General features: G+C 70.6%; 21 protein-coding genes and 1 pseudogene. 14 read left to right on the top strand and 8 right to left on the bottom strand.

Annotated features, from left to right (window positions below; all coding sequences use genetic code 11):
* A pseudogene (locus tag AC07FN_RS34095) lies at positions 1–282 on the top strand (hypothetical protein); the annotation flags it as partial.
* A gap of 259 nt (positions 283–541) precedes the next feature.
* Here AC07FN_RS34095 and AC07FN_RS34090 read toward each other — a convergent pair.
* The 3 genes from AC07FN_RS34090 to AC07FN_RS34080 are packed head-to-tail and all read right to left on the bottom strand — an operon-like array spanning position 542 to position 3545.
* Complete coding sequence (locus AC07FN_RS34090; protein ID WP_478399326.1) at positions 542–1513, bottom strand: acyl-CoA dehydrogenase family protein; 972 nt, start codon at positions 1511–1513, stop codon at positions 542–544.
* Positions 1510–2679 carry an acyl-CoA dehydrogenase family protein gene (locus tag AC07FN_RS34085; RefSeq protein ID WP_478399325.1) on the bottom strand — a complete coding sequence of 390 codons (1170 nt, stop codon included), beginning with the start codon at positions 2677–2679 and terminating at the stop codon, positions 1510–1512. The genes AC07FN_RS34090 and AC07FN_RS34085 overlap by 4 nt, the downstream gene beginning before the upstream one ends.
* The gene (locus AC07FN_RS34080) at positions 2676–3545 is read right to left on the bottom strand and encodes an enoyl-CoA hydratase (protein WP_478399324.1); all 870 of its coding nucleotides are present in this window, start codon (positions 3543–3545) and stop codon (positions 2676–2678) included. Before AC07FN_RS34080 ends, AC07FN_RS34085 begins: the two co-directional genes overlap by 4 nt.
* 114 nt (positions 3546–3659) lie before the next feature.
* Between AC07FN_RS34080 and AC07FN_RS34075 the strand changes: the two genes are divergently transcribed.
* From AC07FN_RS34075 to AC07FN_RS34050, 6 genes are all read left to right on the top strand, one after another.
* The gene (locus AC07FN_RS34075) at positions 3660–4463 is read left to right on the top strand and encodes an SDR family oxidoreductase (RefSeq protein WP_358574862.1); all 804 of its coding nucleotides are present in this window, start codon (positions 3660–3662) and stop codon (positions 4461–4463) included.
* Positions 4464–4891: 428 nt separating this feature from the next.
* Positions 4892–6043 (top strand): acetyl-CoA C-acetyltransferase, encoded by a 1152-nt coding sequence (locus tag AC07FN_RS34070; RefSeq protein WP_478399323.1) that lies wholly within the window; start codon positions 4892–4894, stop codon positions 6041–6043.
* Between the two features lie 593 nt (positions 6044–6636).
* On the top strand, positions 6637–7530 hold the full coding sequence (locus AC07FN_RS34065) for an SDR family oxidoreductase (protein WP_478399322.1): 894 nt from the start codon (positions 6637–6639) through the stop codon (positions 7528–7530).
* Between the two features lie 2 nt (positions 7531–7532).
* Positions 7533–8690: an acyl-CoA dehydrogenase family protein gene (locus AC07FN_RS34060; protein WP_478399321.1), complete on the top strand. Its 1158-nt coding sequence runs from the start codon at positions 7533–7535 to the stop codon at positions 8688–8690.
* A 13-nt stretch (positions 8691–8703) separates the two neighbouring features.
* Complete coding sequence (locus tag AC07FN_RS34055; RefSeq protein WP_478399320.1) at positions 8704–9804, top strand: acyl-CoA dehydrogenase family protein; 1101 nt, start codon at positions 8704–8706, stop codon at positions 9802–9804.
* Positions 9805–9880: 76 nt separating this feature from the next.
* Positions 9881–10693: a 2-keto-4-pentenoate hydratase gene (locus AC07FN_RS34050; RefSeq protein ID WP_478399319.1), complete on the top strand. Its 813-nt coding sequence runs from the start codon at positions 9881–9883 to the stop codon at positions 10691–10693.
* Positions 10694–10751: 58 nt separating this feature from the next.
* Here the strand turns inward: AC07FN_RS34050 and AC07FN_RS34045 are convergent, their stop codons facing one another.
* The 3 genes from AC07FN_RS34045 to AC07FN_RS34035 all read right to left on the bottom strand — a co-directional run bounded on the left by AC07FN_RS34045 (position 10752) and on the right by AC07FN_RS34035 (position 13176).
* A complete protein-coding gene (locus AC07FN_RS34045; RefSeq protein ID WP_478399318.1) occupies positions 10752–11336 on the bottom strand; it encodes a TetR/AcrR family transcriptional regulator in 585 nt (194 codons plus the stop codon).
* A gap of 346 nt (positions 11337–11682) precedes the next feature.
* Positions 11683–12558 carry an IclR family transcriptional regulator gene (locus AC07FN_RS34040; RefSeq protein WP_478399317.1) on the bottom strand — a complete coding sequence of 292 codons (876 nt, stop codon included), beginning with the start codon at positions 12556–12558 and terminating at the stop codon, positions 11683–11685.
* A gap of 246 nt (positions 12559–12804) precedes the next feature.
* On the bottom strand, positions 12805–13176 hold the full coding sequence (locus tag AC07FN_RS34035; RefSeq protein ID WP_478399316.1) for a DegT/DnrJ/EryC1/StrS family aminotransferase: 372 nt from the start codon (positions 13174–13176) through the stop codon (positions 12805–12807).
* A gap of 410 nt (positions 13177–13586) precedes the next feature.
* Here AC07FN_RS34035 and AC07FN_RS34030 point away from each other — a divergent pair, with 410 nt between their 5' ends.
* Positions 13587–14444: an SDR family NAD(P)-dependent oxidoreductase gene (locus AC07FN_RS34030; RefSeq protein ID WP_478399315.1), complete on the top strand. Its 858-nt coding sequence runs from the start codon at positions 13587–13589 to the stop codon at positions 14442–14444.
* A 107-nt stretch (positions 14445–14551) separates the two neighbouring features.
* Positions 14552–16273, top strand: a complete 1722-nt coding sequence (locus AC07FN_RS34025) for a 3-ketosteroid-delta-1-dehydrogenase (RefSeq protein WP_478399314.1) — start codon at positions 14552–14554, stop codon at positions 16271–16273.
* Between the two features lie 210 nt (positions 16274–16483).
* On the opposite strand, the gene AC07FN_RS34020 is transcribed toward AC07FN_RS34025, so the two are convergent.
* Positions 16484–17323 carry an SDR family NAD(P)-dependent oxidoreductase gene (locus AC07FN_RS34020; RefSeq protein ID WP_478399313.1) on the bottom strand — a complete coding sequence of 280 codons (840 nt, stop codon included), beginning with the start codon at positions 17321–17323 and terminating at the stop codon, positions 16484–16486.
* 262 nt (positions 17324–17585) lie between these two features.
* Between AC07FN_RS34020 and AC07FN_RS34015 the strand changes: the two genes are divergently transcribed.
* From AC07FN_RS34015 to AC07FN_RS34000, 4 genes are all read left to right on the top strand, one after another.
* Positions 17586–19136: an FAD-binding protein gene (locus tag AC07FN_RS34015; protein WP_478399312.1), complete on the top strand. Its 1551-nt coding sequence runs from the start codon at positions 17586–17588 to the stop codon at positions 19134–19136.
* 396 nt (positions 19137–19532) lie between these two features.
* The gene (locus AC07FN_RS34010) at positions 19533–20060 is read left to right on the top strand and encodes a nuclear transport factor 2 family protein (protein WP_478399311.1); all 528 of its coding nucleotides are present in this window, start codon (positions 19533–19535) and stop codon (positions 20058–20060) included.
* A gap of 183 nt (positions 20061–20243) precedes the next feature.
* On the top strand, positions 20244–21554 hold the full coding sequence (locus AC07FN_RS34005) for an MFS transporter (RefSeq protein WP_478399310.1): 1311 nt from the start codon (positions 20244–20246) through the stop codon (positions 21552–21554).
* The gene (locus tag AC07FN_RS34000) at positions 21551–22336 is read left to right on the top strand and encodes an SDR family NAD(P)-dependent oxidoreductase (protein ID WP_478399309.1); all 786 of its coding nucleotides are present in this window, start codon (positions 21551–21553) and stop codon (positions 22334–22336) included. Before AC07FN_RS34005 ends, AC07FN_RS34000 begins: the two co-directional genes overlap by 4 nt.
* A 214-nt stretch (positions 22337–22550) precedes the next feature.
* On the opposite strand, the gene AC07FN_RS33995 is transcribed toward AC07FN_RS34000, so the two are convergent.
* Positions 22551–23351 carry a mycofactocin-coupled SDR family oxidoreductase gene (locus tag AC07FN_RS33995; RefSeq protein WP_478399308.1) on the bottom strand — a complete coding sequence of 267 codons (801 nt, stop codon included), beginning with the start codon at positions 23349–23351 and terminating at the stop codon, positions 22551–22553.
* 302 nt (positions 23352–23653) lie between these two features.
* On the opposite strand from AC07FN_RS33995, the gene AC07FN_RS33990 reads away from it, so the two are divergent.
* A complete protein-coding gene (locus tag AC07FN_RS33990) occupies positions 23654–24820 on the top strand; it encodes a 3-ketosteroid-9-alpha-monooxygenase, oxygenase component (RefSeq protein ID WP_478399307.1) in 1167 nt (388 codons plus the stop codon).
* Positions 24821–24828 lie beyond the last annotated feature (8 nt).

Below are 24828 nucleotides of genomic sequence, written 5' to 3'. Positions count from 1 at the left end.
GGCATCGGCGTCCACACCCCGATCAAACACAACAAAACCGGCAAAGGCCGGCCACTCGAGGTCGACAACCGCACCTACAACACCCTGCTCAGAGGCTACGAGCCCCAGGTGAACGCGGCTTCGCGCTCCTCACCGAACGCTGGCGCACACTCAAACGCATCACCGCCAGCCCACGCAAAATCGACGCCATCGTCCACGCCGCCCTCACCCTCACCCACCACGAACACGGCCGAATCCACTGAGATCACCTCAAATGGAAATCAGAGCCCTGATTTCCATTGAAATTGCGGGTCTGGAAGGTCGGCGGTGCCGGGCAGGGCCGGGCCGGGCAGGGTCGTCTTCCTGTTGGTTCCGGCGTTCGGGGTCTGCGGGGACGGGGCAACTCGGCTTCGCCGTGCGCGTCTCGCCGGACGATCATGCACGTTTCGCTGGACGACCATGCGTGTCTCGCCGGGCGATTTCATAGTTGCTGAACGGGTTTTCGCGCCGGCATGCGAATCGGTGCTCGCCGCTGATGTCGCGGCGAGCACCGATCTTCGTTTCAGGCCGCGGTGATCGCCGCGAGGACGCGGGCGCGGTGGGCCGCCGTGGTGCCCCAGGCCGCGACCAGGGCGCGCACCTTCGTGATCCACAGGCCGAGATCGTGCTCCAGCGTGTAGCCGATCGCGCCGTGCACCTGCAGCGCCGTGCGGGCAGCGAGGTAGGCCGCGTCGGAGGCGGCGACCTTGGCCGCCGACACGTCCCGCGCGGCATCGGCCGACCCCACCGACACCGCCGCGCCGTGCAGCAGCGGCCGGGCGAAGTCGAGCGCCACGCGGACATCGGCGAGCGCGTGCTTGAGGGCCTGGAACTCGCCGATCGCCCGGCCGAACTGACGCCGGTTCTTGGCGTACTCCACGGCCTCGTCGAGCAGGCGCTCGCCGGCGCCGAGCAGCTGGGCCGAGCAGGCGAGCGCAGCAGCGTCGAGCGCGGCGGCGGCCGCGCCGGTCGGCATCGTGGCGAGCCGGTCCTTCACGGTCACCTCGAAGAGCCTGCGGGTGCTGTCCACGGAACGCCGCAGCGACCCCGCCTCCGCGAGGTGCAGCTCGTCGCCGTCGACCAGCAGGACGCGGTCGGCGACATCGGCGTCGAGCGCGAAGGGCGTGCCGGGCGGCGCGGCGAGCGTGACCACCCGGCTTCCGGCGGCCAGCTCCGCGAGCGATTCCGGGTCGGTCGCCTGCAGCAGCGCGGGCGCGACGACGACGGACTCGATGTACGGCCCGGGCACGAGGTGGCGGCCGATCTGCTCGAACGCGACGACCACGTCGATCGGCGACGCTCCGAGTCCGCCGGCATCCTCCGGCACGCACAGGGCGTGCACGCCGAGGTCGGCCAGGCGCTGCCAGATCTTCCGCCCGGACGCCGCATCGCCCTCGCCCCACGCGCGGGCCGCGGCCGGCACTCCCGCGGTGCCGAGGAAGTCGTCCAGCGACCGGGAGAAGGCGAGCTGTTCGTCGTTCAATGCGAACCTCATCGGGCGCGGCCCTCCTTCGGCAGGCCGAGCAAGCGCTCGGCCACGATGTTGCGCTGGATCTCGTTCGTCCCCGCGTAGATGGGGCCCGACAGCGAGAACAGGTAGCCGTCCAGCCACGCGCCGTCGGCCGCCGCGTCCGGGCCGCGCAGTTCGGACTCCGGCCCGAGGAGATCCAGCGCGGTCTCGTGCAGCGCGACGTCGAGTTGGGGCCAGAACAGCTTGTTCACGCTGCCGTGCGCGCCGATGTCGCCGCCGCCGGAAAGCCGCGTGACCGTGCCCCACGTGTAGAGCCGGTATGCCTGCGCAGCGATCCACGAGTCGACCACGCGGTCGCGCAGGTGCGGCTGATCCGCGCCGCGTTCGCGCCACAGCGCCACCAGCCGGTCGGCCGCCGCGCAGAACCGGCCAGGCGAGCGCAACGACAGGCCGCGCTCGTTGCCCGCGGTGCTCATGGCCACCCGCCAGCCGTCGCCCGGCGCGCCGAGCACGTCGGCGTCGGGCACGAACACGTCGTCGAAGAAGATCTCCGCGAAGCCGGGGTGCCCGTCCAGCTGGGGGATCGGCCGGATGGTGATGCCATCGGCGTTCAACGGGAACAGGAAGTAGGTCAGCCCGCGGTGCCTTTCGGCGTCCGGGTCCGAGCGGAACAGGCCGAACCCGCGGTCGGCGAAGGGCGCCCGCGAGCTCCACGTCTTCTGCCCGTTGAGCACCCAGCCGCCGCGTGCGTCGTCGCGTGTGGCCGTGCTGCGGATCGACGCGAGGTCGCTGCCGGCCTCGGGCTCCGACCACGCCTGGGCCCAGATCTCGGTGCCGTCCGCCATCGACGACAGGTACCGGTCCCGCTGTTCCCGGGTGCCGTGCCCGAAGATGATCGGGGCGAGCAACGAGATCCCGTTCTGCGCGACGCGCACCGGCGCGCCGCTGCGGTAGTACTCCTCTTCGAACAGGACCCACTCGATCATCGAGGCGTCCCGGCCGCGGTACTCCGCCGGCCACGAGACGACCGACCAGCGGGCCTCGGCGAGGGTGGCTTCCCATTCCCGGCGGGCCGCGAATCCCTCGGCGGAATCCAGCGGGGGCAGCGGCTTCGCCGGGACGTGGTCGTGCAGCCAGGCCCGGGCTTCGTCGCGGAAGGCCAGCTCCTGCGCGGTGAAGTCGATGTTCATGCGTCCTTGTCTTTCCGCTCGGCCGCGTCGCGCATCTTGCGCGCGTCCATCCCGGCCAGGGAGTCGCCGCCGACCTCCGCGTTGTGCGCGTGCGCGGCGTGGTGCAGGCCGAACACCGAGTCCATGCCGGCCCGCATGCCCTGCAGGTCCTCCGCCTGGTTGATCGCCTTCTTGGTCAGGGCGAGCCCGAAGCCCGGCATCGCGCCGATGCGGCCGGCGAGGTCGAGGGTGAAGGATTCCAGCTCGGCCCGCTCCACGACGTGGTTGACCATGCCCAGCTCGTGCGCGCGCTGCGCGGGCATACGGTCGCCGGTGTAGAGGAACTCCTTGGCGGCGCGCGGGTTCATGACCCACGGATGGGCGAAGTACTCGACGCCGGGGATGCCCATCTTCACCACCGGGTCGGCGAAGAACGCGTCGTCGGAGGCGACGATGAAGTCGCACGACCAGGCGAGCATCAGCCCGCCGGCCACGCACGCGCCGTGCACCATCGCGATCACCGGCTTCGGGATCTCCCGCCACCGGCGGCACATGCCGAGGTAGACCTCCGACTCGCGCGCGAAGCGGCGGTCCACGCCCTCCCGGCCGGTGTGGTCCCACCAGATCACGGCCTTGCGGTCGAAGCTCTGGTCGGCGTCGCGCTCCGGCGTGCCGATGTCGTGCCCTGCGCAGAAGTGCTTGCCGTTGCCAGCGAGCACGATCACCTTGACCTCGTCGTCGTCCACGGCGCGGCTGAACGCGGCATCGAGCGCGTAGGTCATCTTCGAGTTCTGCGCGTTGCGGTACTCGGGCCGGTTCAGGGTCACGAGGGCGACCGCGCCTCGGCGTTCGTAGGTGACCACCGAGTCGTCGCTGGTACTGGGCATGCTCCTTCACGTCCTTTCCCAAACAAGTGCTTGGTTTGCTACCCTACGGGAGATCGCCGGTACTTGGCCAGGACCCGCGGTCATCCGCTCACAGCGATCGGTTTGGGAGCCGCAGTGACGTCGTCGAAGAAGGAACAGCCCACGCCGGAATGCCCGCCGGCCCACCGCCTGCTCGAAGGCAGGACCGTCGTGGTCACCGCCGCCGCGGGGGCCGGGATCGGGGCCGCCGCCGCCCGCCGCTGCCTCGAAGAGGGCGCCAAGGCCGTCGTCATCGGCGACACGCACGAGCGGCGCCTCGCCGAGTCGGAGAAGGCGCTGGCCGGTGAGTTCGGCGGCGACCGGGTCGCCGCGGTCGTGTGCGACGTGACCGATGAGGCGCAGATCGACGCGTTGTTCGACGCGACCGAGGCGTTCGGTGGCGCGGACGTGGTGATCAACAATGCCGGTCTCGGCGGCACGGCGTCCGTGCTGGAGATGACCGACGAGCAGTGGCACAAGGTCCTCGACGTGACGCTGACCGGTACCTTCCGCTGCGTCCGGGCGGCAGGCAAGCGCATGGTCGACGCCGGCAAGAAGGGCGTCATCGTCAACAACGCCTCGGTGGTGGGCTGGCGCGCGCAGGAGGGGCAGGCGCACTACGCGGCGGCGAAGGCCGGCGTGATGGCGCTGACCCGATGCGCCGCGATGGACCTGGCTCCGCACGGCATCCGGGTCAACGCGGTCTCGCCCAGCCTGGCCATGCACCCGTTTCTGGCGAAGGTCACCAGCGACGAGCTGCTCGCCGAGCTCAAGGGCCGGGAGGCGTTCGGCCGCGCGGCCGAACCGTGGGAGATCGCCAACGTGATGGTCTTCCTCGCCAGCGACTACGCGTCGTACCTCACCGGCGAGGTCCTGTCCGCCAGCAGTCAGCACGCCTGAAATTCCAGTCGCCGCACGCCTTTTTGCGCGGCGGTGCAGCGGCAGCGGCCCCCTACGGCAGCTGCAGCCGCCGTCTGGCCTCCGTCCTCCGCAATTTCCATTGAAATCGAACCTTCGATTGAGGTTTTTCCAACCTCGTTTTGCGTGGCGGTGCGGGTGGCGGAACCTCAGAGGCTCCCTGGACTGTGGGTGCCCCTTCTGATGTATGTCCAATACACGGCGTCAGGGCCGTCCTCGCCAGGAAGCCTCTGAGAACCCGCGGCGGTGCGAGTGTCGTAGGTGGGTTATGCGCCTGCGGCGCATGCGACACCCATCGACGTGTGGCTTTGCGGCCCGCGGCTGCGGGCCGACCAGGATGAAAAACGCTCATTTCAATGGAAATTGCGGATCCGCAGGCGCCGGGACGCACCGAAATAGAGGAGAACTCCGTGACCGAGGCCTACATCGTCGACGCCGTCCGCACTCCCGTCGGCCGGCGCGGGGGCGCGCTCGCCGGGATGCACTCGGCGGACCTCGGCGCGCACGCCATCTGCGCGCTCGTGGATCGCACCGGGGTGGATCCCGGCGCGGTCGACGACGTCATCTTCGGCTGCTGCGACACGATCGGTTCCCAGGCCGGGGACGTCGCGCGGACCGCGTGGCTGGTGGCCGGCCTGCCCGACCACGTGCCGGGCGTGACCGTCGACCGGCAGTGCGGGTCGAGCCAGCAGGCCGTTCACTTCGCGGCGCAGGGCGTGCTCTCCGGCACCGCCGACCTCATCGTGGCGGGTGGGGTGCAGAACATGTCCGCCATCCCGATCTCGGCCGCGATGATCGTCGGCCAGCAGTACGGCTTCAGCACGCCCTTCGCCGAGTCGCCCGGCTGGCTCAAGCGCTACGGCGACCAGGAAGTGTCGCAGTTCCGCTCGGCCGAGATGATCGCCGAGCACTGGAACATCTCGCGGGCCGACATGGAGGCCTACGCCTACGAGAGCCACCAGCGGGCCATCGCCGCGATCGACGGGGGCCGGTTCGCCGCGGAGATCGCGCCGGTCGACGACTTCGACACCGACGAGGGGCCCCGGCGAGACACCAGCCTGGAGAAGATGGCGGGCCTGCAGCCCGTCGCGGGCGGTGAGCGGATCACGGCGGCAGTCGCGTCGCAGATCAGCGACGCCTCGGCCGCGGTCCTGATCGCCTCGCCGCGCGCGGTCGAAGAGCACGGCCTGACCCCGCGTGCGCGCATCCACCACATCTCGGTGCGCGGCGCCGACCCGGTCTGGATGCTGACCGGCCCCATCCCGGCGACCAGGCACGCGCTGGAGCGGACCGGGATGGCGATCGACGACTTCGACCTGTTCGAGGTAAACGAGGCGTTCGCGTCCGTCGTGCTGGCGTGGGCGAAGGAGACCGGCGCGGACCTGGCCAGGACGAACGTCAGCGGCGGTGGGATCGCGCTCGGCCACCCGATCGGGGCGACGGGCGCCCGGCTGATGACGACGATGCTGCACGAGCTGGAGCGCCGCGGCGGGCGGTTCGCGTTGCAGACGATGTGCGAGGGCGGCGGCCAAGCCAACGTCACGATCATCGAACGCCTCTAGAACCTGTTTCGAGAACTCGCTCTCCGCATCGGCGCATGTCTCCCGTGGGGATCGCCTGAGCCGCGGTCTCCCGATCCCGGCGGCCCGCGGCCCTGTGCCGCCCGCGCCCGCTGGTTCGGCGGCCGATGGCCTGCCCTCCGCAATTTCAATGGAAATTGCGGACCATTGGTGTGTCGCACCCCGACACGCCGGAGGTCGCACCCCCGACACGCCGGAGGATGTGGTCAACCCCGGGTTCCTGTGGACAACTTCCGCAATTTCAATGGAAATCAGAGCTCTGATTTCCATTGAAATTGCGGACCACCCCGGTGAGGGGGATGTGGGGTTGCGGCTGCCGGCTCGAACGTGACCGCTTGGAGCCGTAGCTGTGGTCGGTTTAGATCGGATCGATACCGGTGGGCGCCTTCTCGGTCGCGCGGCATCGCGTTGCGCGCCGGGCGGGGCTGCGTCGGGTGGGGGCGGCGCTGGGCGTGCTGCGCCGGACGGGGCTCGCTGGGAGGGGCTGCGCCCGGACGGGGCTCGCTGGGTGGGTTGCGCTGGGTGGGTGAACCAAGCGCTTGCTTGTTATTGGTATCGTGTGGTTATCTGGGCTCATGACGGAGCACGACGGGCCGACGGCCGGCATCTGCGCGGGACGGGTCGCCATCATCACCGGTGCCGGGCAGGGTCTCGGCCGGGCGCACGCCCTCGAATTCGCGCGCCACGGCGCCAAGGTCGTCCTCAACGACATGTCCTCGTCCGTCGAGGACGTCGCCGCGGAGGTGCGGGCCGCGGGAGGTGAGGCGGTCGCGGTCGTGGCCGACATCGCCGACTGGGCGGCCGCCGAGGGCGTGATCGACCTCGCCGTGAGCACGTTCGGCAGGCTCGACACCCTCGTCAACAACGCGGGCATCAACCGGGACCGGATGCTGGTCAACATGAGCGAGTCCGAGTGGGACCAGGTCATGACCGTCAACCTCAAGGGGCACTTCGCCCCGCTGCGCCACGCGGTCGCGTGGTGGCGGGACCAGGCCAAGGCGGGCAACCGGATCGCCGCCCGGGTGGTCAACACGTCGTCCGGGGCCGGGCTGATGGGCAGCGTCGGCCAGGGGAACTACGGCGCGAGCAAGGCAGGCATCGCCGCGCTGACCCAGGTCGCCGCGGTCGAGTTCGCCCGCTACGGCGTGGTCGTCAACGCCATCGCCCCGTCGGCGCGGACCCCGATGACGGAGGCGGTCTTCGCGGAGCGGATGGCCAAGCCCGCCGACGGCTTCGACGCGATGGACCCGGCGAACGTGTCCAGTCTCGTGGTGTGGTTGGGCAGCGCCGAGGCCACCACGACCGGCCGCGTCTTCGAGATCGAAGGCGGCGAGGTCTCCCTCGCCGACGGGTGGCGGCATGGCCCGCCCGCGGTGAAGGACGGGCGGTGGGAGCCGCGGGAGCTGACGGCGGTCATCGCCGACCTGGTCGCGAAGGCCGAACCGCCGACACCCGTGTACGGGGCCTGACGATGACCACCGGTGATGAGGAATTCCGCGCCGAGGTGCGCGAATGGCTGGCCGACGAGCTGACCGGCGAGTTCGCCGACGTCGTCGGCCTCGGCGGTTCGGGCCGGGAGGACGAGGCGCTCGACCGCAGGCTGGCGTGGGAACGCCGGCTCGGCTCGGGCGGCTGGATCGGCCTCGGCTGGCCCGTCGAGCACGGCGGCCGCGGTGCCTCCCTGGCGCAGCAGGTGATCTTCCACGAGGAGTACGCGAGGGCAGGCGGGCCGGGGCGCTTGCTGCACATGAGCGAGCAGCTCGTCGGCCCGACCATCCTCGCGTTCGGCTCCGACGAGCAGAAGCGGCGCTTCCTGCCCGGAATCCTGTCGGGAGAGGCGCTCTGGTGCCAGGGCTACTCCGAGCCGGGCGCGGGATCCGACCTCGCAGGAGTCCGCACGCGCGCGGTGCGCGAGGGGGACGAGTACGTCCTGAACGGGCAGAAGGTGTGGACCTCGCTCGCGCACGTCGCGGACTGGTGCTTCGTGCTCGCGCGCACCGACCCGGGGTCGAGCCGGCACGCGGGCCTCTCCTACCTGCTGGTCCCGATGGACCAGCCCGGCGTCGAGGTCCGGCCGATCCAGCAGATCACCGGCACCAGCGAGTTCAACGAGGTGTTCTTCGACGATGCCCGGACGCCGGTGGCCAACCGGGTCGGCGACGAGGGCGACGGCTGGCGGGTCGCGATGGGCACGCTCGGCTTCGAGCGCGGCGTCGCCACGCTCGGCCAGCAGATCGGTTTCCAGCGCGAGTTCGACCACGTCGTCGAGCTCGCCAGGGCGGGCGGCGCGCTGGCCGATCCGGAGCTGCGCGGGCGCATCGTGCAGTCGTGGATCGACCTGCGGGTGATGCGCTACACCGCGGTGTCGACGTTGCGGTCGGCCGGCAGTTCGGTGTCCGGGTTCGAGGCGTCGCTGTCCAAGCTGCAGTGGGCCACGTGGCACCGGGACCTCGGGGAACTGGCCGTCGATGTCGTCGGGTCGGCGGCGCTCACCGTCGGCGATCCCTACGACCTCTCGCCAGAGCAGACGTCATTCCTGTTCAGCCGGTCGGACACGATCTACGGCGGCTCGAACGAGATCCAGCGCAACATCATCGCCGAGCGCGTTCTCGGGCTGCCTCGCGGATGAAACGGAGTACCCGGTGAGCGAGAACGAAGACCTGCGCGACGAGATGCGCAAGGCGGTCGCCGACTTCCTCCGCGCCGAATCGGACCGGCGGGCGGCGATGGACGGCGACGACGGCTACGACAGGGCGCTTTTCAGGCGCGGCGTCGCGGACCTGGGGCTCGGTGGGCTCCCGGTGCCGGAGCGGTTCGGCGGGCTGGGGCTCGGCTTCGCCGAGGCCGCTGTGGTGATCGAGGAATTCGGGCGCGCCGTCACGCCCTCACCGGTGCCGGACACGCTGATCGCCGGGACCCTGCTGGGCGAGTCGGCCGACGCGGGATCGCTCGGTGAACCAGGCGAGGCCTTGCTCCAGAGGCTCGCCGAGGAGCCGGTCGCGATCGCTGTGGCCGGCCTCACCGAGACACCCGGTCGCGGGCCGGTCGTGGCGGCCGGCGGACAGCTGTCGGGCGTGGTCGGTGCGGTCCCGCACGGGGCGACGGCGGACGTGTTGCTGGTGATCAGCGGCGAAGGGGACGACGCCGCTGTCCATCTCGTGTCCCCGGAGCAGCCGGGCGTGACCCGCACACCGCGCCGGGCGCTGGACCACACGCGCCGGCTCGCGGACGTCGAATTCGCCGGTGCTCGCGCGGATCGCCTGTCGCCCGACGGCGATGGCGGAGCCCTGGCACACCGGCTGGTCGCTCTCGCCCGGATAGCGTTGGCCGCCGAGTCCGCCGCCGCGGCGCAGGCGTGCCTCGACGAAACCGTGGGCTACCTCAAGGTGCGGGAGCAGTTCGGGCGGCCGATCGGCTCGTTCCAGGCTCTCAAGCACCGGTGCGCCGATCTCGCGGTCGCGGTCCACGGCGCCGTCGCCACCGCGCAGTACGCGGTGCGGTTCGCCGCCACCGGCGAGGCGACCGACGAGCTGGGCGACGACCTGGCGACCCTCGCCGCGGTGGCGAAGGTGGTCGGCGCGGACACCCTGATGCGGGTGGCCGCGGATTGCCTGCAACTGCACGGCGGCGTCGGGTTCACCTTCGAGCACGATCTGCACCTGTACTTCAAGCGGGGCAAGGCGAATCAACTGCTCGCCGGGTCCGGCCCGGCGTTGCGGCGGCAGCTGGCCGCACGGCTGTGAACGGGGGTCCCGGACAGCGGGACCGGCGCTGGGCCTGCGCGGCGAATCGCGCAAACGTAGCGGTGTGCTTGCATCGATGGCCAATTCCGGGAATTCCAACGATCTTTCGATCGCCGATGCGGTCGACCGCCTCAGCAGGGCCCAGCGGACGGGAATCCCCGCCGAGCCGGTGCGGGATGTTCTCGGCGACACGGACATCGCGCTCGCCTACGCGGTGCAGCAGGAGCTCGCGCGGCGGCGTGAAGCCAGGGGCGCGGTGGCGGTGGGCAGGAAGATCGGGCTGACCTCGCCCGCCGTCCAGCGGCAGATGGGCGTCGAACAGCCCGACTTCGGAGTGCTCTTCGCCGACATGGACGTCTCGCGCCGGGCCGTGATCCCGTTCCACCGGCTGCTGCAGCCGAGGGTCGAGGCGGAGATCGCCTTCGTGCTGAAGGCGGATCTGGCCGACGGCGAGCTCGACGAGACGCAGGTCCGCGCGGCGGTCGACTACGCCGTGCCGGCGCTGGAGATCGTCGACAGCCGGATCGCCGGATGGGACATCGCGATCACCGACACGATCGCGGACAACGCCTCCAGCGGGCTGTTCGTGCTGGCCGAGCACCGGCTCGCGCTCGACGAGTTCGAGCCGCGAGAGGTGACCATGCGGCTGTACGCCGACGACGAGCTGGTCTCGGAGGGCGACGGGGCCGCGTGCCTCGGTGATCCGCTCGCCGCGCTCGCCTGGCTGGCGCGGACGGCGTTGTCCTTCGGCGATCCGCTGCGCGCCGGGCAGATCGTGCTTTCGGGAGCACTGGGCCCGCTGGTCCCGGTCGCACCGGGCATGCGGTTCCGCGCCGTCATCGATCCGCTCGGCGAGGTCACCACGACGTTCTCCGCGAAAGAGGCATGACGGCGCTTCCTCGTTGCGGTTCCAGTCGTTCCGGCCGCAGGTGTTCCGCCAGGATCGGCTACGCCAGGTATCGCGCGAGGAGCAGCCGGGCCGCCAGCCGCATGTCGGCCTCCGCCTGCTCGGCCGTCGTCTTGCGGCTGAGGCTGGAGACGAGTACCCCCCACCAGCTGAACACGAGCAGGCGGACGGTGCTGCGGTCTTCCTCGCTGGGGGAGGACTTCCCGAGGGTGCGGAGGATGGCGTGGGAGAGCGCCGAGTCGTTGTCCGGATACCCGCTCGGGTCCGTGGTGTAGCTGGCGGCGGTGCTCTGGACCATCGCCGAGCACAGCAGCGGCCGGCGGAGCAGCTCGCGGCTCAGCGCCACCAGGACCTCGCCGATGTCGGTGACGATGTCTTCGCCGCCGACCGGCCACAGCTGTTCGACGAACTTGCCGAGCTGCGCCTCGAACACCGCGGTGAACAGGTGCGTCTTGGACGGGAAGTAGCGGTAGACCGTCCCGATCGCGACACCGGCGTCCTTGGCGACCTCGTGCATCTGCACGCGGTCGAAGTCCGCCGTGGCGCCGAGTTCCGCGGCGGCGTCGAGGATGCGATCGCGGCGCGCGACCTGGCCTTTCGAGACCGGCGATGCGGGAGGCCGCACATCGGCGATTCTGGCCACTGTTCCCCCTGTTCTGGCCGCACGTCCGGATTCTCCGGTTTCTCAGGATAGAGGCGCGAGTTCCCGCGCCGGACGTCGGATCTGGTGGCTGGAGGCTGTTTTGAGTGTTGTGGTGTGAGGCGTGGTAGCGCGGGGTTGTTGTCTTTGACGCGGCGCAGCCGCTTAGCTCACCCTCGCAACCGGCACCGCCGCGGGTTCTCAGGTGTCTCCTCGCGAGGACAGCCCCGGCGTGGTGAATCGGCATTCATGAGTCGGGGATCCCACAGCGAGAAGGCTCCTGAGGTTCCGCCACCCGCGCCGCCAAGCACAGCAAGTTCGGAAACAGGTTCTAGAGCCAGTCGCCGCCGTCGCCGACGGTGAGGAAGCGGGTCATCGCCTCGCTCGACCACGTCTGCTGGGGAGCCGCCAGGTCGGGCCGCGGCAGGGCGGGGCCGGCGAAGAACTCGTTCGACACGGCGTGCGCAGCCTGCATGAGGAGGGGCGCGACCCGTTCCATGGGCGTTTGCGCGTCGCCCACCACGGAGATCGCCGCCGCGGGACCTTCCTGGCCGCGCAGCGCGATGCCGATGCAGCTGACGTGGGCGAAGCACTCGCCGCGTTCGAAGGCCAGCCCGCGACGGCGCCTGATGCGATCCAGTTCCTGGTGGAGGATGCCCAGATCGCCGATGCTGCGCGGGGTCCGGCGGACCGCGTCGGCGTATTCGGCGTCGATCCGTTCCGGGGGCAGCCAGGCGAGCATCGCCTTGCCCAGCGCCGTGCAGTGCGCCGGGGCCCGGCCGCCGACGCGCGAGGGCACGTCGACCGCGGACCGGCCGCCCACCTTGTCGAGGTAGTACACCTCGGTGCCGGAGAGGACCGCCAAGTGCACGACCAGCTTGGTGCGGATCGCCAGGTCGTGGAGCACCGGCGCCGCAGCGCTGCGCAGGGCGTTCTGCCCTATTTCGCGGCCGCCGAGCCCGAGCGCTCGTTTGCCGAGCCGGTATCCGGACGTCGTGTGGTCGAGCCAGCGCAACCGGACCAGCTGGTCGAGGATGCGGTGGGCGGTCGAGCGGGGCAGACGGGTCCGCCGGGTCACCTCCTCCAGGTTCCGACGGGTGTGCGGGTGCTCGAACAGGTCCAGGATCAGCGTCATCCGCTCCACCATGGACGGCGGTACGGGCTCCTCGACTGCCGACTCGGCATTCATCCTCAACGTTGAGGTCATGCCACACCTCCCGCGACCGGCAAAATGGAATTGATTCTAAAACAAGCTAGCAGCGACTCGGGCCGGCGAAAAGTGCCTGAACGGTGGCCGCGGCGGCCATCCCGCCCGAATGGTCCCGTTGCGCGGGCGGGATGGCTGCCCGGCCTGTCAGCGCGCGGCGCGGGTCCCGGCCGGAGCGTGTCGCGATGCGAAGGCGTGGATGCCGGCCCACGACGTGGTCCAGCTCCTCCTGGGTCGTGCCGTGGCTCATGCCCAGGGACATGCCCCGCTCGAAGACCTCGTCGGCGACCGGCAACCCGTCGCGCGGCTGCCGGAACTCGCCCCCCGCATCATCGGATGCCGGGTGACGTTGCCGCTCCAGACCGTTCGGGTGTCGATTCCCGCGGCCTCCAGGGAGTCCTGCAGGCGGAAGAGCTCGACGGCGAGGTAGATCGCCGAGGAGCCCGAGTTGCACATCAGCCCGAGCCGCTTGCCGTACAGCTCGGCAACCCGGCGCTCCATCTCGGCGACGTTCTTGCCGATCTTCAGCGCGAGCGGGCCGCCGCGCAGCACCTCCAGCACGGCGTTGATCTCCGTCTCGTCGTGCACGCTCCGCGCGTAGGTGACACGTGTGACCATGGGAAACCTCCGGTCGTCGTGATGGGCGGCGGTGGGCCTGGGGACGCGCGGATCGCCGGACGCCGGCCGCGACCCCGTGGGCACCGGCGGCCGTGGCGACAGCCCCGGATCGCCGCGAAGTCCTCGGCCGCGGCGGCGGAGCGAGTATCCACCAAGCGCTTGATTGGGATGTCCCGCTCAACAGGACCACATACTGGTGTGGAACCGCTCGGTTGTCTACCGTCGCGAGGGGCCGGTGGCGAATTCCACGGAGGAACCGGGGATCCTGGCGCCGACCGTGATCGCGGCCGCGGCGGCCCGCGTCCATCGTGGACGATGTCGCGGCCGGTGCTGTTCCAGCGGCGACCACATCCGGTGGTGCCGTGGACTTCCGGGGACGCGACCCGAACGATGCCGCAGGAGGGAATTCCGTGCCCACTCAGCAGGAGGTGTTCGGCGGGGGTCTCGCCGTGGTGACCGGTGCCGGTTCCGGGCTCGGTGCCGGATTGGCCCGGCACCTCGCCGGGAACCTCGGCATGACGGTGATCGCGGCGGACGTCGACGAGCCGGCCGTGCGCGGCATCGCCGACGAGGAGCACGGCAGTGGTGGCCGCGTGGTCGCGCACGTCGTCGACGTCCGGGATCCCGACGCGATGATGCGGCTCGCCCGCCAGGTGCGCGACGAGTTCGGCCCGGTCCGGCTGCTGATCAACAACGCCGGGGTCGAGCAGGTCGGCTACCTGTGGGACGTTCCGCCGGAGAGCTGGCGGCGGGTCGTGGACATCAACATCAGCGGGGTCTTCCACGGGATCCGGGCATTCCTGCCTGCCATGATCGAAGACGAGCGGCGCAGCCACGTGCTCACGATCGCGTCGGTCGGTGCCGTCACGACGTTGCCCCTGCAAGCCCCGTACATCATGAGCAAGCACGCCGTGCTGGGCATGGTCGAGTGCCTGCACCAGGAGATCGCCCAGGTCGGCGCCGACGTCTTCGTCGCGGCCGTGCTGCCGGGGCCGGTGGCGTCCAACATCTTCAGCGCCGCGGGCGGCGTCCAAACCGGTGACGTCGCAGCCGCGGAGGAGCACCGGCAGGCCATGCTGGCCATGCTCGAACAGGCCATCAGCGCCGACGAAGCGGCGGCGACGATCATGGAGCAGGCGGCGCAAGGCGAGTTCTACATCGTCACCCACCCCGAGACCGTGCACGCGGCCATGGCGGCGCGTGCCGGCCGGCTCACGCACCGTCGCGCCCCTGAGCCCCACCGGAGCCGGTTCGGCCGGCGCGATTGATCGGTGGATCGAGCGCATCCCGTTGAGCGGGAGCAGCTCTTCACCGCCGGTGCGCAGCGGTGGTGGGCTGCGGCATCGCAGTACCGCACCAGAACGAGGAGACCCCGATGCCCACGAGCACACCGCCCGCTCCCGCGCCCGCCCACGACACGATCGTCGACCTCGTCGTGGCCGGCTCCGGCACCGGGATGGCCGCGGCGCTCGCGGCGCGAGAAATGGGGCTCGACGTGCTCATCGTCGAGAAGACCGACTACGTCGGCGGGTCGACGGCCCTGTCCGGCGGTGCGTTCTGGATCCCGGCGAGCTCCCTGCTGGCGGCGGAGGGCGCGGTCGACTCGCCCGAGCGCGCCGAGCTCTACCTGCGCTCCGTCGTCGACGGCAGCTCACCGGACCAGCGGTGGGAGAGCTTCCTGCGCCACGGCGACGAGACCGTCCGGATGCTGCAGCGGACCACGCCGATGCGCTTCATGTGGAGCAAGGGCTACTCCGACTACCACCCGGAACTGCCCGGCGGCACCGCGGCCGGCCGCAGCTGCGAGTGCAAGCCGTTCGACCTCTCGGTCCTGGGCGCCGAGCGGGCCCGGCTGCGCCCTTCGGGCATGAAATCCCCGGTGCCGATGCCGATCACCGGTTTCGACTACAAGTGGATGAACCTCATGACCCGGGTTCCGCGACGCGCGGTTCCGCGCGTGGTGCGGCGGGTTTCCCAGGGCATCGGCGGAAAGCTGGTCGGCCGGGAGTACGTCGCGGGCGGTCAGGCGCTCGCCGCCGGCTTGTACGCGGGTGTCCTGCGGGCCGGGATTCCGGTGTGGACCCGGACCTCGGTGCAGCGGTTGACCACGGAGGGCGACCGGGTGACCGGCGTGGTGCTGGAGCAGGACGGGCGCGAGGTGACGGTGCGGGCGCGGCGCGGTGTCGTGCTCGCGGCCGGCGGTTTCGACCACAACATCGCGCTGCGCCACGAGTTCCAGTCGGAGGCGCTCGAACCCGGCTGGAGCCTGGGGAACGAGGGGAACACCGGGGATGCCATCCGGATCGGGCAGGAGGCGGGAGCCGACGTCGGCCTGATGGACCAGGCGTGGTGGTTCCCGGCCGTCGCGCCGTTGCCCGGGGCGGCGCCCCTGGTCCTGCTCGCCGAGCGGTCGCTGCCGGGGTCGCTCATCGTCGACCGGCACGGTCGCCGGTTCGTCAACGAGGCGACCGACTACATGAGCTTCGGCCAGCGGGTCCTGGCGCGGGAGCGGGCCGGCGACGCCGTCGGATCGATGTGGATGGTGTTCGACCAGCTCTACCGCAACAGCTACGTGTACGCGGCCGGGCTGTTCCCGCGGATGCCGCTGCCGGAGAGCTGGTACGCCGCCGGCATCGCGCACCGGGCGGACGACCCCGCCGATCTGGCCCGCCGGACCGGGCTGCCGGTCGAGGGCCTCGTCGCATCCCTGCGCCGGTTCAACGAACTCGCGGCCGCCGGCGTCGACGAGGACTTCGGCCGCGGCGCCAGCGCCTACGACCGCTACTACGGCGATCCGACCGTCGCGCCGAACCCGAACCTGCGCCCCCTGCGGGGACAGCTGTACGCGGTGCGGATCGTCCTCGGCGACCTCGGCACCTGCGGAGGGCTGCGAGCGGACGAGCACGGGCGGGTGCTGCGGTCGGACCGTTCCCCGATCGACGGGCTCTACGCGATCGGCAACACCGCGGCGAACGCGTTCGGCACCACGTATCCGGGAGCCGGGGCGACCATCGGTCAGGGGCTCGTCTACGGCGCCGTGGTGGCGCGCCACGCCGCCGGCAAGGAAGCTCCGGTTGCGCCTGCTTCCTCCAGCTGACGACGATGCCGACTTCGCGGGGCGGGGTTCTTCCGTGCTCGGTGAAGCATCCGCCAGCCCGGGAGAGCGGTGGAGTGAACGGCCTGTTCGCCTCGTCTATCGGGACGAACGGTCCGTTCACTCCACTTCCAGCGATGCCCGCCGATGCTGGGCGGATGGAGCGAACGGACCGTTCACTTCGCCTATCGAGGCGAACAGGCCGTTCACTGCTCACCGGCTAGCGAGGATGCACCGCTGCGCGAAACGAGGTCCCGATCGCCGCCCCGCTCGCGATCCGTCCGGCGCGCCGGGCAGCGCCGGGTAGTACGTTCCGGCCGACCAGCCGCCGTCGACCGCGATCTCCGCTCCGGACAGGTAGCTCGCCGCGTCGCTGGCCGCGAACAGCGTCACCTGGGCGATCTCGTCCGGCTCGCCGATGCGCTGCAACGGCACGTCGACGTAGTGCTGCTGCAGCGCCTCGCCGGACTCGCCGGCGGGATTTCCCATCGCGGTGTTCATCCCGCCGGGATGGATGGTGCACACGCGGATTCCGGACGGTCCCAGCTCGTACGCCAGCGACCGGGACAACCCGCGCACCGCCCACTTGCTGGCCGAGTACGCGGCCAGGCCGTTGACGCCGCGGAGCCCGTCCACCGACGAGGTGTTGACGATCACGCCCCGCCCCGCCGCCTTCATCGCCGGCACCACGGCCTTGACGCCGAGCAGGACGCCGAGCACGTTGATGTCGAGCACCTGCTGGGCGTCCGCGACCGACAGCTCTTCGATCTCCGCCCAATGCAGGATTCCCGCGTTGTTGACGAGGATGTCGATGCCGCCGAACCGGTCGGCGGACGCGGCGACCAACGCGCGCCAGTCCGCCTCGTCCCGGACGTCGATCTGGTGGAACATCGCGCGCGAACCGATCTCGTCCGCGACCTGCTGCCCCGCGTCGCCGAGCACGTCACCGAGCACCACGGCCGCTCCTTCGGCGGCGAACAGCCGCGCGGTGGCGGCTCCCAAGCCCTGCGCGGCGCCGGTGATGATGGCCACCTTGCCATCGAGTCGTCCCATCGGATTCCCTTTCAGCGGCGGAATGGCCCGAATTGGGCAGGATCGCCGGTTCCTGCGCCACCCGAAAGCACCAGGCTTCCAGCCTTGCCCGCCGAATGCCCGCAGGCCTCCCGCTCATCGGGAATCCGCACCGCACCGGGCCCGCGGCGGGCTCCGGACGCTCCCGCCCGAGCGCTTGCTCAGCCGCGCGAGCGGGAAATGTCCGTCTTGGTCAGTGGGATCGAATCGGCACGGCTGAGCCGCCCGGGAGCATCATGATCCCATGGCGACGGAAGAGACTTCGAACCGCTGGGACGACGAGTGCGACGTGCTGGTGATCGGTTCCGGCGGCGGAGCGCTGACCGGGGCCTACACCGCGGCCCGGGAGGGGCTCTCGGTGATCGTGGCCGAGGCGACCGACAAGTTCGGCGGCACCACGGCGTATTCCGGCGGCGGCCTGTGGTTCCCGGGCAACGCGGTGCTCCGGCGGGCCGGTGACCAGGACACCCTGGCGGACGCCAAGACCTACTTCCGCGCCGTGGTGGGGGATCGCACGCCCCCGGAGCTGCAGGACGCGTTCCTGGACAACGGCGGACGGCTGGTCGACTACCTGGAAGCCGACGACGACTTCGAGTTCCTGGTCTACCCGTGGCCGGACTACTTCGGGTCCGCCCCGAAGGCGAGTGCGACCGGTCGGCACATCATGCCGACGCCGCTGGAGCCCGCGCGGCTCGGCGCGTTGCGGGACTCCCTCCGGCCGCCGCTGGACGTCGACCGGGCGGGCAATCCGCCGGCCGACCTGCTCATCGGCGGGCAGGCGCTGATCGGCAGGCTGCTCCTCGCGCTGTCCAAGCAGGACGCGGTTCGGATGCGCCGGGGTGCCGTCTGCGACGAGCTGGTGCGCGAGGGCGACGTCGTGGTCGGTGCCGTGGTCGACGAGGGTGGACGGCGGCGCCGGATCCGCGCCCGCAGGGGCGTGCTGATCGCCTCCGGTGGATTCGAGCGGAACCAGTCGATGCGGACCGAGCACCAGGTCCCGGGGGCGGCGCGCGATGCCATGGGGCCGCCGGGCAATCTGGGCAAGGCGATCCAGGCCGGCATCGACGCCGGCGCGGACACCGACCTGATGTCGGAGGCGTGGTGGTCGCCCGGCATCACCCATCCCGACGGGACGTCGACGTTCTCGCTGTGGTTCACCGGCGGGATCTTCGTCGACGACAACGCGGAGCGCTTCGTCAACGAGTCCTGGCCGTACGACCGGATCGGTCGCGTCGTCATCGACCGCATCAGCGATGGCGGCGTGACGCTGCCGTTCTGGATGATCTACGACGACCGCGAGGGCGCGCGGCCGCCGGTGCGCTCGACCAGCGTCCCGGTGGGGGAGACCGAGGACTACGTCGACGCCGGCCTGTGGTTCAGCGCCGGCACCCTGGGCGAGCTCGCCGAGCAGATCGGTGTCCCGGCCGAGAACCTGGTGCGGACGGTGGCGCGGTTCAACGCGTTCGCGGCCGCCGGAACCGATGACGACTTCCACCGCGGTGCCGAGCCGTACGACCGGGCGTTCGCCGGCGACGGCTCCCCGCTGGTCCCCATCGAGAAGGGACCGTTCCACGCCGCTGCGTTCGGGATCTCCGATCTCGGCACCAAGGGCGGCCTGCGCACCGACGCGCGGGCCCGGGTGCTGGACACGTCGGGAAGCGCGATCCCGGGCCTCTACGCCGCGGGCAACTCGATGGCGGCGGTCAGCGGCACGGTGTATCCGGGCGGGGGCAATCCGATCGGATCGTGCATGGTGTTCAGCCATCTCGCCGCGCTCGACATGCTCGCACGATGACCGCGGCGACCGGCGGGGCGCGCTGACGACCGCCGCGTTGCCCGCCTGGCGCACCGACCCGCCGGCCATCGCGTTCCAGGCGATCGGCATGGGGAGCGCCCGCTCGAATTCGACGATCGCCGCGAGCTGCGGGCCGGTTTCCGGCCACCCGCCTCGCGGCGTTCTGCTTGCCCGCCGCGACCTCGCTCGACGGAAACGCGGCCTTCGCCTTGACGCCTCCCCGGCGCGTGGCTAACCTTCCCGCCATCAAGCAAGCGCTTGGGCAATTCGCGGACAAACGAAGCGGGCTGAACGCTGAACGCCCGCCGGGTCCGCGCGCCGCCCGGTGCAATTCGGGCGGAGGTCGTCGCCACCGCGACTGCCGGTCAACGTCAAGGACGACGCAGGAGGAAAGGCATGTCGAGCGTTCCCGTGGATGCGACGCCGTCGGCGGCAGAGGAGCTGCTGGCGATCTCGGAGATCCAGGCCCTGTTCGCCAAGCGCCTACGCGTGATGGACACCAAGCAGTGGGACCGCTACGCGGAGTGCCACACCGACGACGTGGTCAGCGAGTCCTACGCCGACGTTCCGGACGCGAACCGGCCGCAGGCGGACGGCAAGGGGAACAATGTGGTCGGCGCCGAGGCGCTGACCAAGGCGATCTCCGGGCTCCTCGACGGCGACACGAAGGTCACCACGGCGCACCACGGGCACATGCCGGAGATCGAGCTCACCTCCCCGACCACGGCGCGCGGGATCTGGGCGATGGAGGACGAGCTTTGGTGGCAGCACGGTGACGTCACCGAGCACATGCACGGCTACGGCCACTACCACGAGGAATACCGGAAGGTGGAGGGGCGGTGGCGGATCAGCTACCGCAAGCTCACCCGCCTCCGCGTCACCAAGACGCCCGGGTTCTTCTCCTACCTCCGCGGCCGGCTGTAGCGGGCGCTCTGCCGTACGACACGCGGCGTTCCTCCTCGATCGCCGTGCGGTGCGACCGGTGAACGGTCCACAGAGGAAATTCCCCATTGGTCGGGTATCGGCTGGAGGCCCCCGATGAACTCGCAGGAACCAACCCCGACGGGTGCCGGCCCGTCTTCCGTCGGGTCAGCACAATTGCGCAAGGTGGCGCTTTCCAGCCTGCTGGGGACCGTCATCGAGTACTACGACTTCCTGCTCTACAGCACGATGGCGGCCCTGGTGTTCGGGAAGCTCTACTTCCCGGCGCTCACCCCGGGCGTCTCGACCGTCGCCGCCTTCGGGACGTTGGCGGCCGGCTACGTGGCACGTCCCCTGGGCGGGCTCCTGTTCGGGCATTTCGGCGACCGGCTCGGGCGCAAGTCGATGCTCGTGGTGACGATGATGCTGATGGGCGGCGCCAGCTTCCTCATCGGCGTCCTGCCCACCTACGACAAGATCGGCTTCGCGGCCCCGGTGTTGCTCGTCCTGCTGCGCATCGTGCAGGGCGTGGCGGTCGGCGGGGAGTACGGCGGCGCGGCGCTGATGGTCATCGAGCACGCCGACTCCCGGCGCCGAGGGGCGTGGGTCGGGATCATGCAGCTCGGCTCGCCGTTCGGCTTCCTGCTCTCCACCGCCGCGGTCACGCTGGTGACCCTCCTGCCGAACGAGGCCTTCCTCGCCTGGGGATGGCGGGTGCCCTTCCTGCTGAGCGCGGTGCTGCTGATGATCGGGCTGTACGTCCGGCTGAGCGTCGTCGAAAGCCCGGTGTTCCGCGAGGCCGCTGCCGCCGCGGAATCCCAGGCGCAGCCCAAGGTGCCCGCGCTGCAGTTGCTGCGGCAGCCGCGCGCGCTCGTCCTGGCGTGCGCCGCCGGGATCGGGCCCTTCGCGCTCACGGCCCTGACCAGCTCGCACATCATCGCCTACGCCACCGGTATCGGGTACCAGACGTCCGATGTCATGCGGGCACTGCTGTTCACGGTGTCCGTCTCGGTGGTCTGCATCCCGTTGTTCTCCGCCTTGTCCGACCGGTTCGGGCGGCGCCGCGTGGTCATGGTGGGCGCGGTCGGCACGGTGCTCTTCGCGCTGCCGCTCTACGCCATGGTCGACAGCGGGTCCGCGGTGGTCATGACGGTCGGGCTGATGATCGCCCAGGTGCTGCAGAACCTGATGTACTCGCCGCTGGCGCCGATGCTCTCGGAGATGTTCGGCACCCGCGTCCGGTACACGGGTGTCTCGCTCGGCTACCAGCTCGCCAGCCTGCTCGGCGCCGGCTTCACCCCGCTGATCGCCACCAGCCTCGTCGCCGCCAGCGGGGGTTCGAGCCTGTCGCTGAGCGCCATCGCGGCCGTGTCGGCGGCGATCACGATCGTGTCGATCTGGCTCATCGCCGAGACCAGGGGCCGCGACCTCACCGACGACGGTCCGGCCGTCGCGGGCCGATCGGATTCCGCTGCGACGATGGAGGAAACGCGATGAGTGCCGTGACATCTCCGAAGACGCCGGTGCTGGTCACCGGCGCGGCATCCGGGATCGGCGCGGCCTGCGCCCGCACCCTGGCGGCCGCCGGCCGGCCGGTGGTGCTGTGGGATCGCGACGAGCAGGGCGCGACCGCCGTCGCGAAGCAGATCGAGCACGACCACGGGACGCCGGTCGCCGTGTCCGGGATCGATGTCGCCGACGTGGCCCGGTACGACGACGTCCTCGGCGAAGCCCGACGGGCCGTCGGCAGGATCGGCGGTTTCGTCCATGCCGCGGGTGTTGTCGACTCGACACCGGTGACGGAGTTGTCGCGCGAGGCGTGGCAACGGGTCCTCGACGTCAACCTCACGGCGTACGCCTACGCGGCCGCGGCGCTCGCCGAGGACCTGGAGGCGCAGCCGGGCTCGGCCATAGTCGCGATCTCGTCGATCAACGCGACCCTCGGTCAGGCGAACATCCCGTCCTACAGCGCTTCCAAAGCGGGAGTCCTCGGGCTGACCCGGTCGCTGGCCGCGCAGTTCGGCCCGGCGGGAGTCCGGGTCAACGCGGTCTGCCCCGGGTACATCGAAACGCCGATGCTGGAGCGAAGCTTCGCCGACACCCGGCGCACGGCCCGCATGCGCGGCGATGCGATGCTCGGTCGCGTCGGGCAACCGGAAGAGGTCGCGTCCGTCGTCCGATTCCTGCTCAGCGACGAAGCCAGCTTCGTCACCGGCAGCACGATGTTCGTCGACGGCGGCGTCACGGCGAGCGACCGCCTCGGCTCACTCGCCGACTGACGCCGAAAGGCTGAATCATGGCCGCCCGTCGTCCCTCCTGATCAGGATGGGGCAGCGGGCGGCCTGCGCACTTTTCGAGTCGTGACCGCTTCTCTTCGGCAGCGCACCCGGGCGGTCACAGCATCGTCCGGCTCCCGGGAGCCGGTGCGGACGCCGGGATCGCGGCGATCCCGGCGTCCATCGAACGCAGTCCTCCCGATCGCGGCGTGGCCGCTCAGCGGATCGTGTTGCCCGCGTCCACCGGGAAGTTCGCGCCGGTCACGTACCGGGCCTCGTCGGAGGCCAGGTACACCAGCGCGTTGCTGATGTCGATCGACTGAACGCGCTCCACCGGGAGGGTGTTCATGAACAGCGGTCCGAGGTCCGGCCGCTTCTCCAGGAGCGTCGGCAGGACCGGCGAATGCCCCTGCGGCGTGTCGACGCCGGTGGGGTGGATCGTGTTCACCCTGATGCCCCGGTCGGCGAACTCCAGCGCGAGCGATCGCGCGATGCCGACCACCGCGTGCTTCGCCGCCACGTAGGGCAGGAAGAAGGGAAGTCCCTTGAGGGACGCGGTGGAACCGGTGATCACGATGCTGCCGCCGCCCGAGGCGAGCAGGTGCGGGATGGCGGCCGCGCAGGTGTTCCACACCCCGGTGAGGTTGATGTCCAGCGTGGTCTGCCAGATCTCGGGGGTCAGGTCCTCGGACGGCTGCGTGGTGCAGATCGACGCGTTGGCCGCCACGATGTCGAGGCCGCCCAGCTCGGCGACACCCGCGTCGAGGACGGCCGCGAGTTGATCCGCGTCCCGCACGTCCGCAACGGCGGTGTGGATGCGCCGACCCTGCTTCTCGACCAGGCGGACGGTCTCGGCCAGCCCCTCTTCGGTGCCCATCGGGTACTTGACGACGTCGAGTTGCCGGCAGATGTCCACGGCGATGATGTCCGCGCCCTCCTCGGCCAGCCGTACGGCATGGCTGCGGCCCTGGCTCTGCGCGGCGCCGGTGATGAAAGCGACTTTCCCGGACAGCCTCATGGGTTTCCTCCTGAACGGTTCCGTCCTCGGCGGCACGGTGGCCCAGCGGCCCGGCGCGCGCTGTAACGACCAAGCGCTTGCTACGTTATCAGCGCGGTGGCCCGTCGGACGAGGGCTGGCGTCGCGATGACCGGCCGAGTACCGGGTCATATCCGGTCGCGGTCCACGGCGACCGCCGGAAGCTGCGGGCGGGCCCGCGCCGGCCGAGATCGGTCTCGGTGAGCGGGAGGCCGACTGTTTTCCCCCCGCCCGGACTTCCCACTATTGATGAGCTTTGGCAAGACGGAGGCAAAGGAGTCCTCATGACGTCACTGCAAGCGGCGGGCGAGAACGAGGTGCGGGTGATCGAGGCGGCGGCTCCGCCGGTTCGCTACGCGCGCGGCTGGCACTGCCTCGGCCTTGCCGACCACTACCGGGACGGAAAGCCGCACGCGATCGAGGCGTTCGGCACCAAGCTGGTCGTGTTCGCCGACAGCAGCGGGAAGTTGAACGTGCTCAACTCGTACTGCCCGCACATGGGTGGCGACCTGAGCCAGGGCGAGGTGAAGGGCGACGAGGTCGCCTGCCCGTTCCACGACTGGCGCTGGTCGGGCAGCGGGCGCTGCGCGAGCATCCCGTACGCGCGGCGGGTGCCGCCGCGGGCCCGCACGAAGGCGTGGACCGTGCTGGAGCGCAACGGGCAGCTGTTCGTGTGGAACGACCCGCAGGGGAAGCAGCCTCCGCCGGACGTGACGATCCCGGAGACCCCCGGCACGGATTCGGACGAGTGGACGTCGTGGACGTGGAACTCGCTGCGGATCGACGGATCGAACTGCCGGGAGATCGTCGACAACGTCGTGGACATGGCGCACTTCTTCTACATCCACTACTCGTTCCCGACGTACTTCAAGAACGTGTTCGAGGGGCACGTCGCCACCCAGACGATGCACAGCAAGGCCCGGCCGGACGTGAAGATCGGCACGAACTACTCCGACGACAGCAGCCTGCGTTCGAGCGCCTCCTACTACGGACCCTCCTACATGATCGACTACCTGTGGAGCGACGTGGGAGACCAGACGATCGAGACCGTGCTGATCAACTGCCACTACCCGGTGTCGCCCACGAGTTTCGTGCTGCAGTGGGGCGCGATGGTCAAGAAGCCGGACGGCATGTCCGACGAGGAGGCCGAGCAGATGGCCCAGGCGTTCGCCACGGGAGTGGAGAAGGGCTTCCTGCAGGACGTCGAGATCTGGCAGAACAAGGCGAAGATCGACAACCCGCTGCTGTGCGAGGAGGACGGCCCGGTCTACCAGCTCCGGCGCTGGTACGAGCAGTTCTACGTCGACGTCGAGGACGTCCAGCCGGAGATGACCCAGCGGTTCGAGTTCGAGATCGACACCGAGCGGGCGATCCAGTTCTGGCAGGCCGAGGTCGATGACAACCTGGCCAACGGCCGGATCATCGTCGACGACACCGCCCCCACCGCCTGATCGGCGCG

It is taken from the genome of Saccharopolyspora sp. NPDC045941 (genome assembly GCF_056431445.1).
The sequence above is the reverse complement of the archived record's forward strand: the minus strand, read 5'-3'. Positions and strand labels throughout refer to the sequence as shown.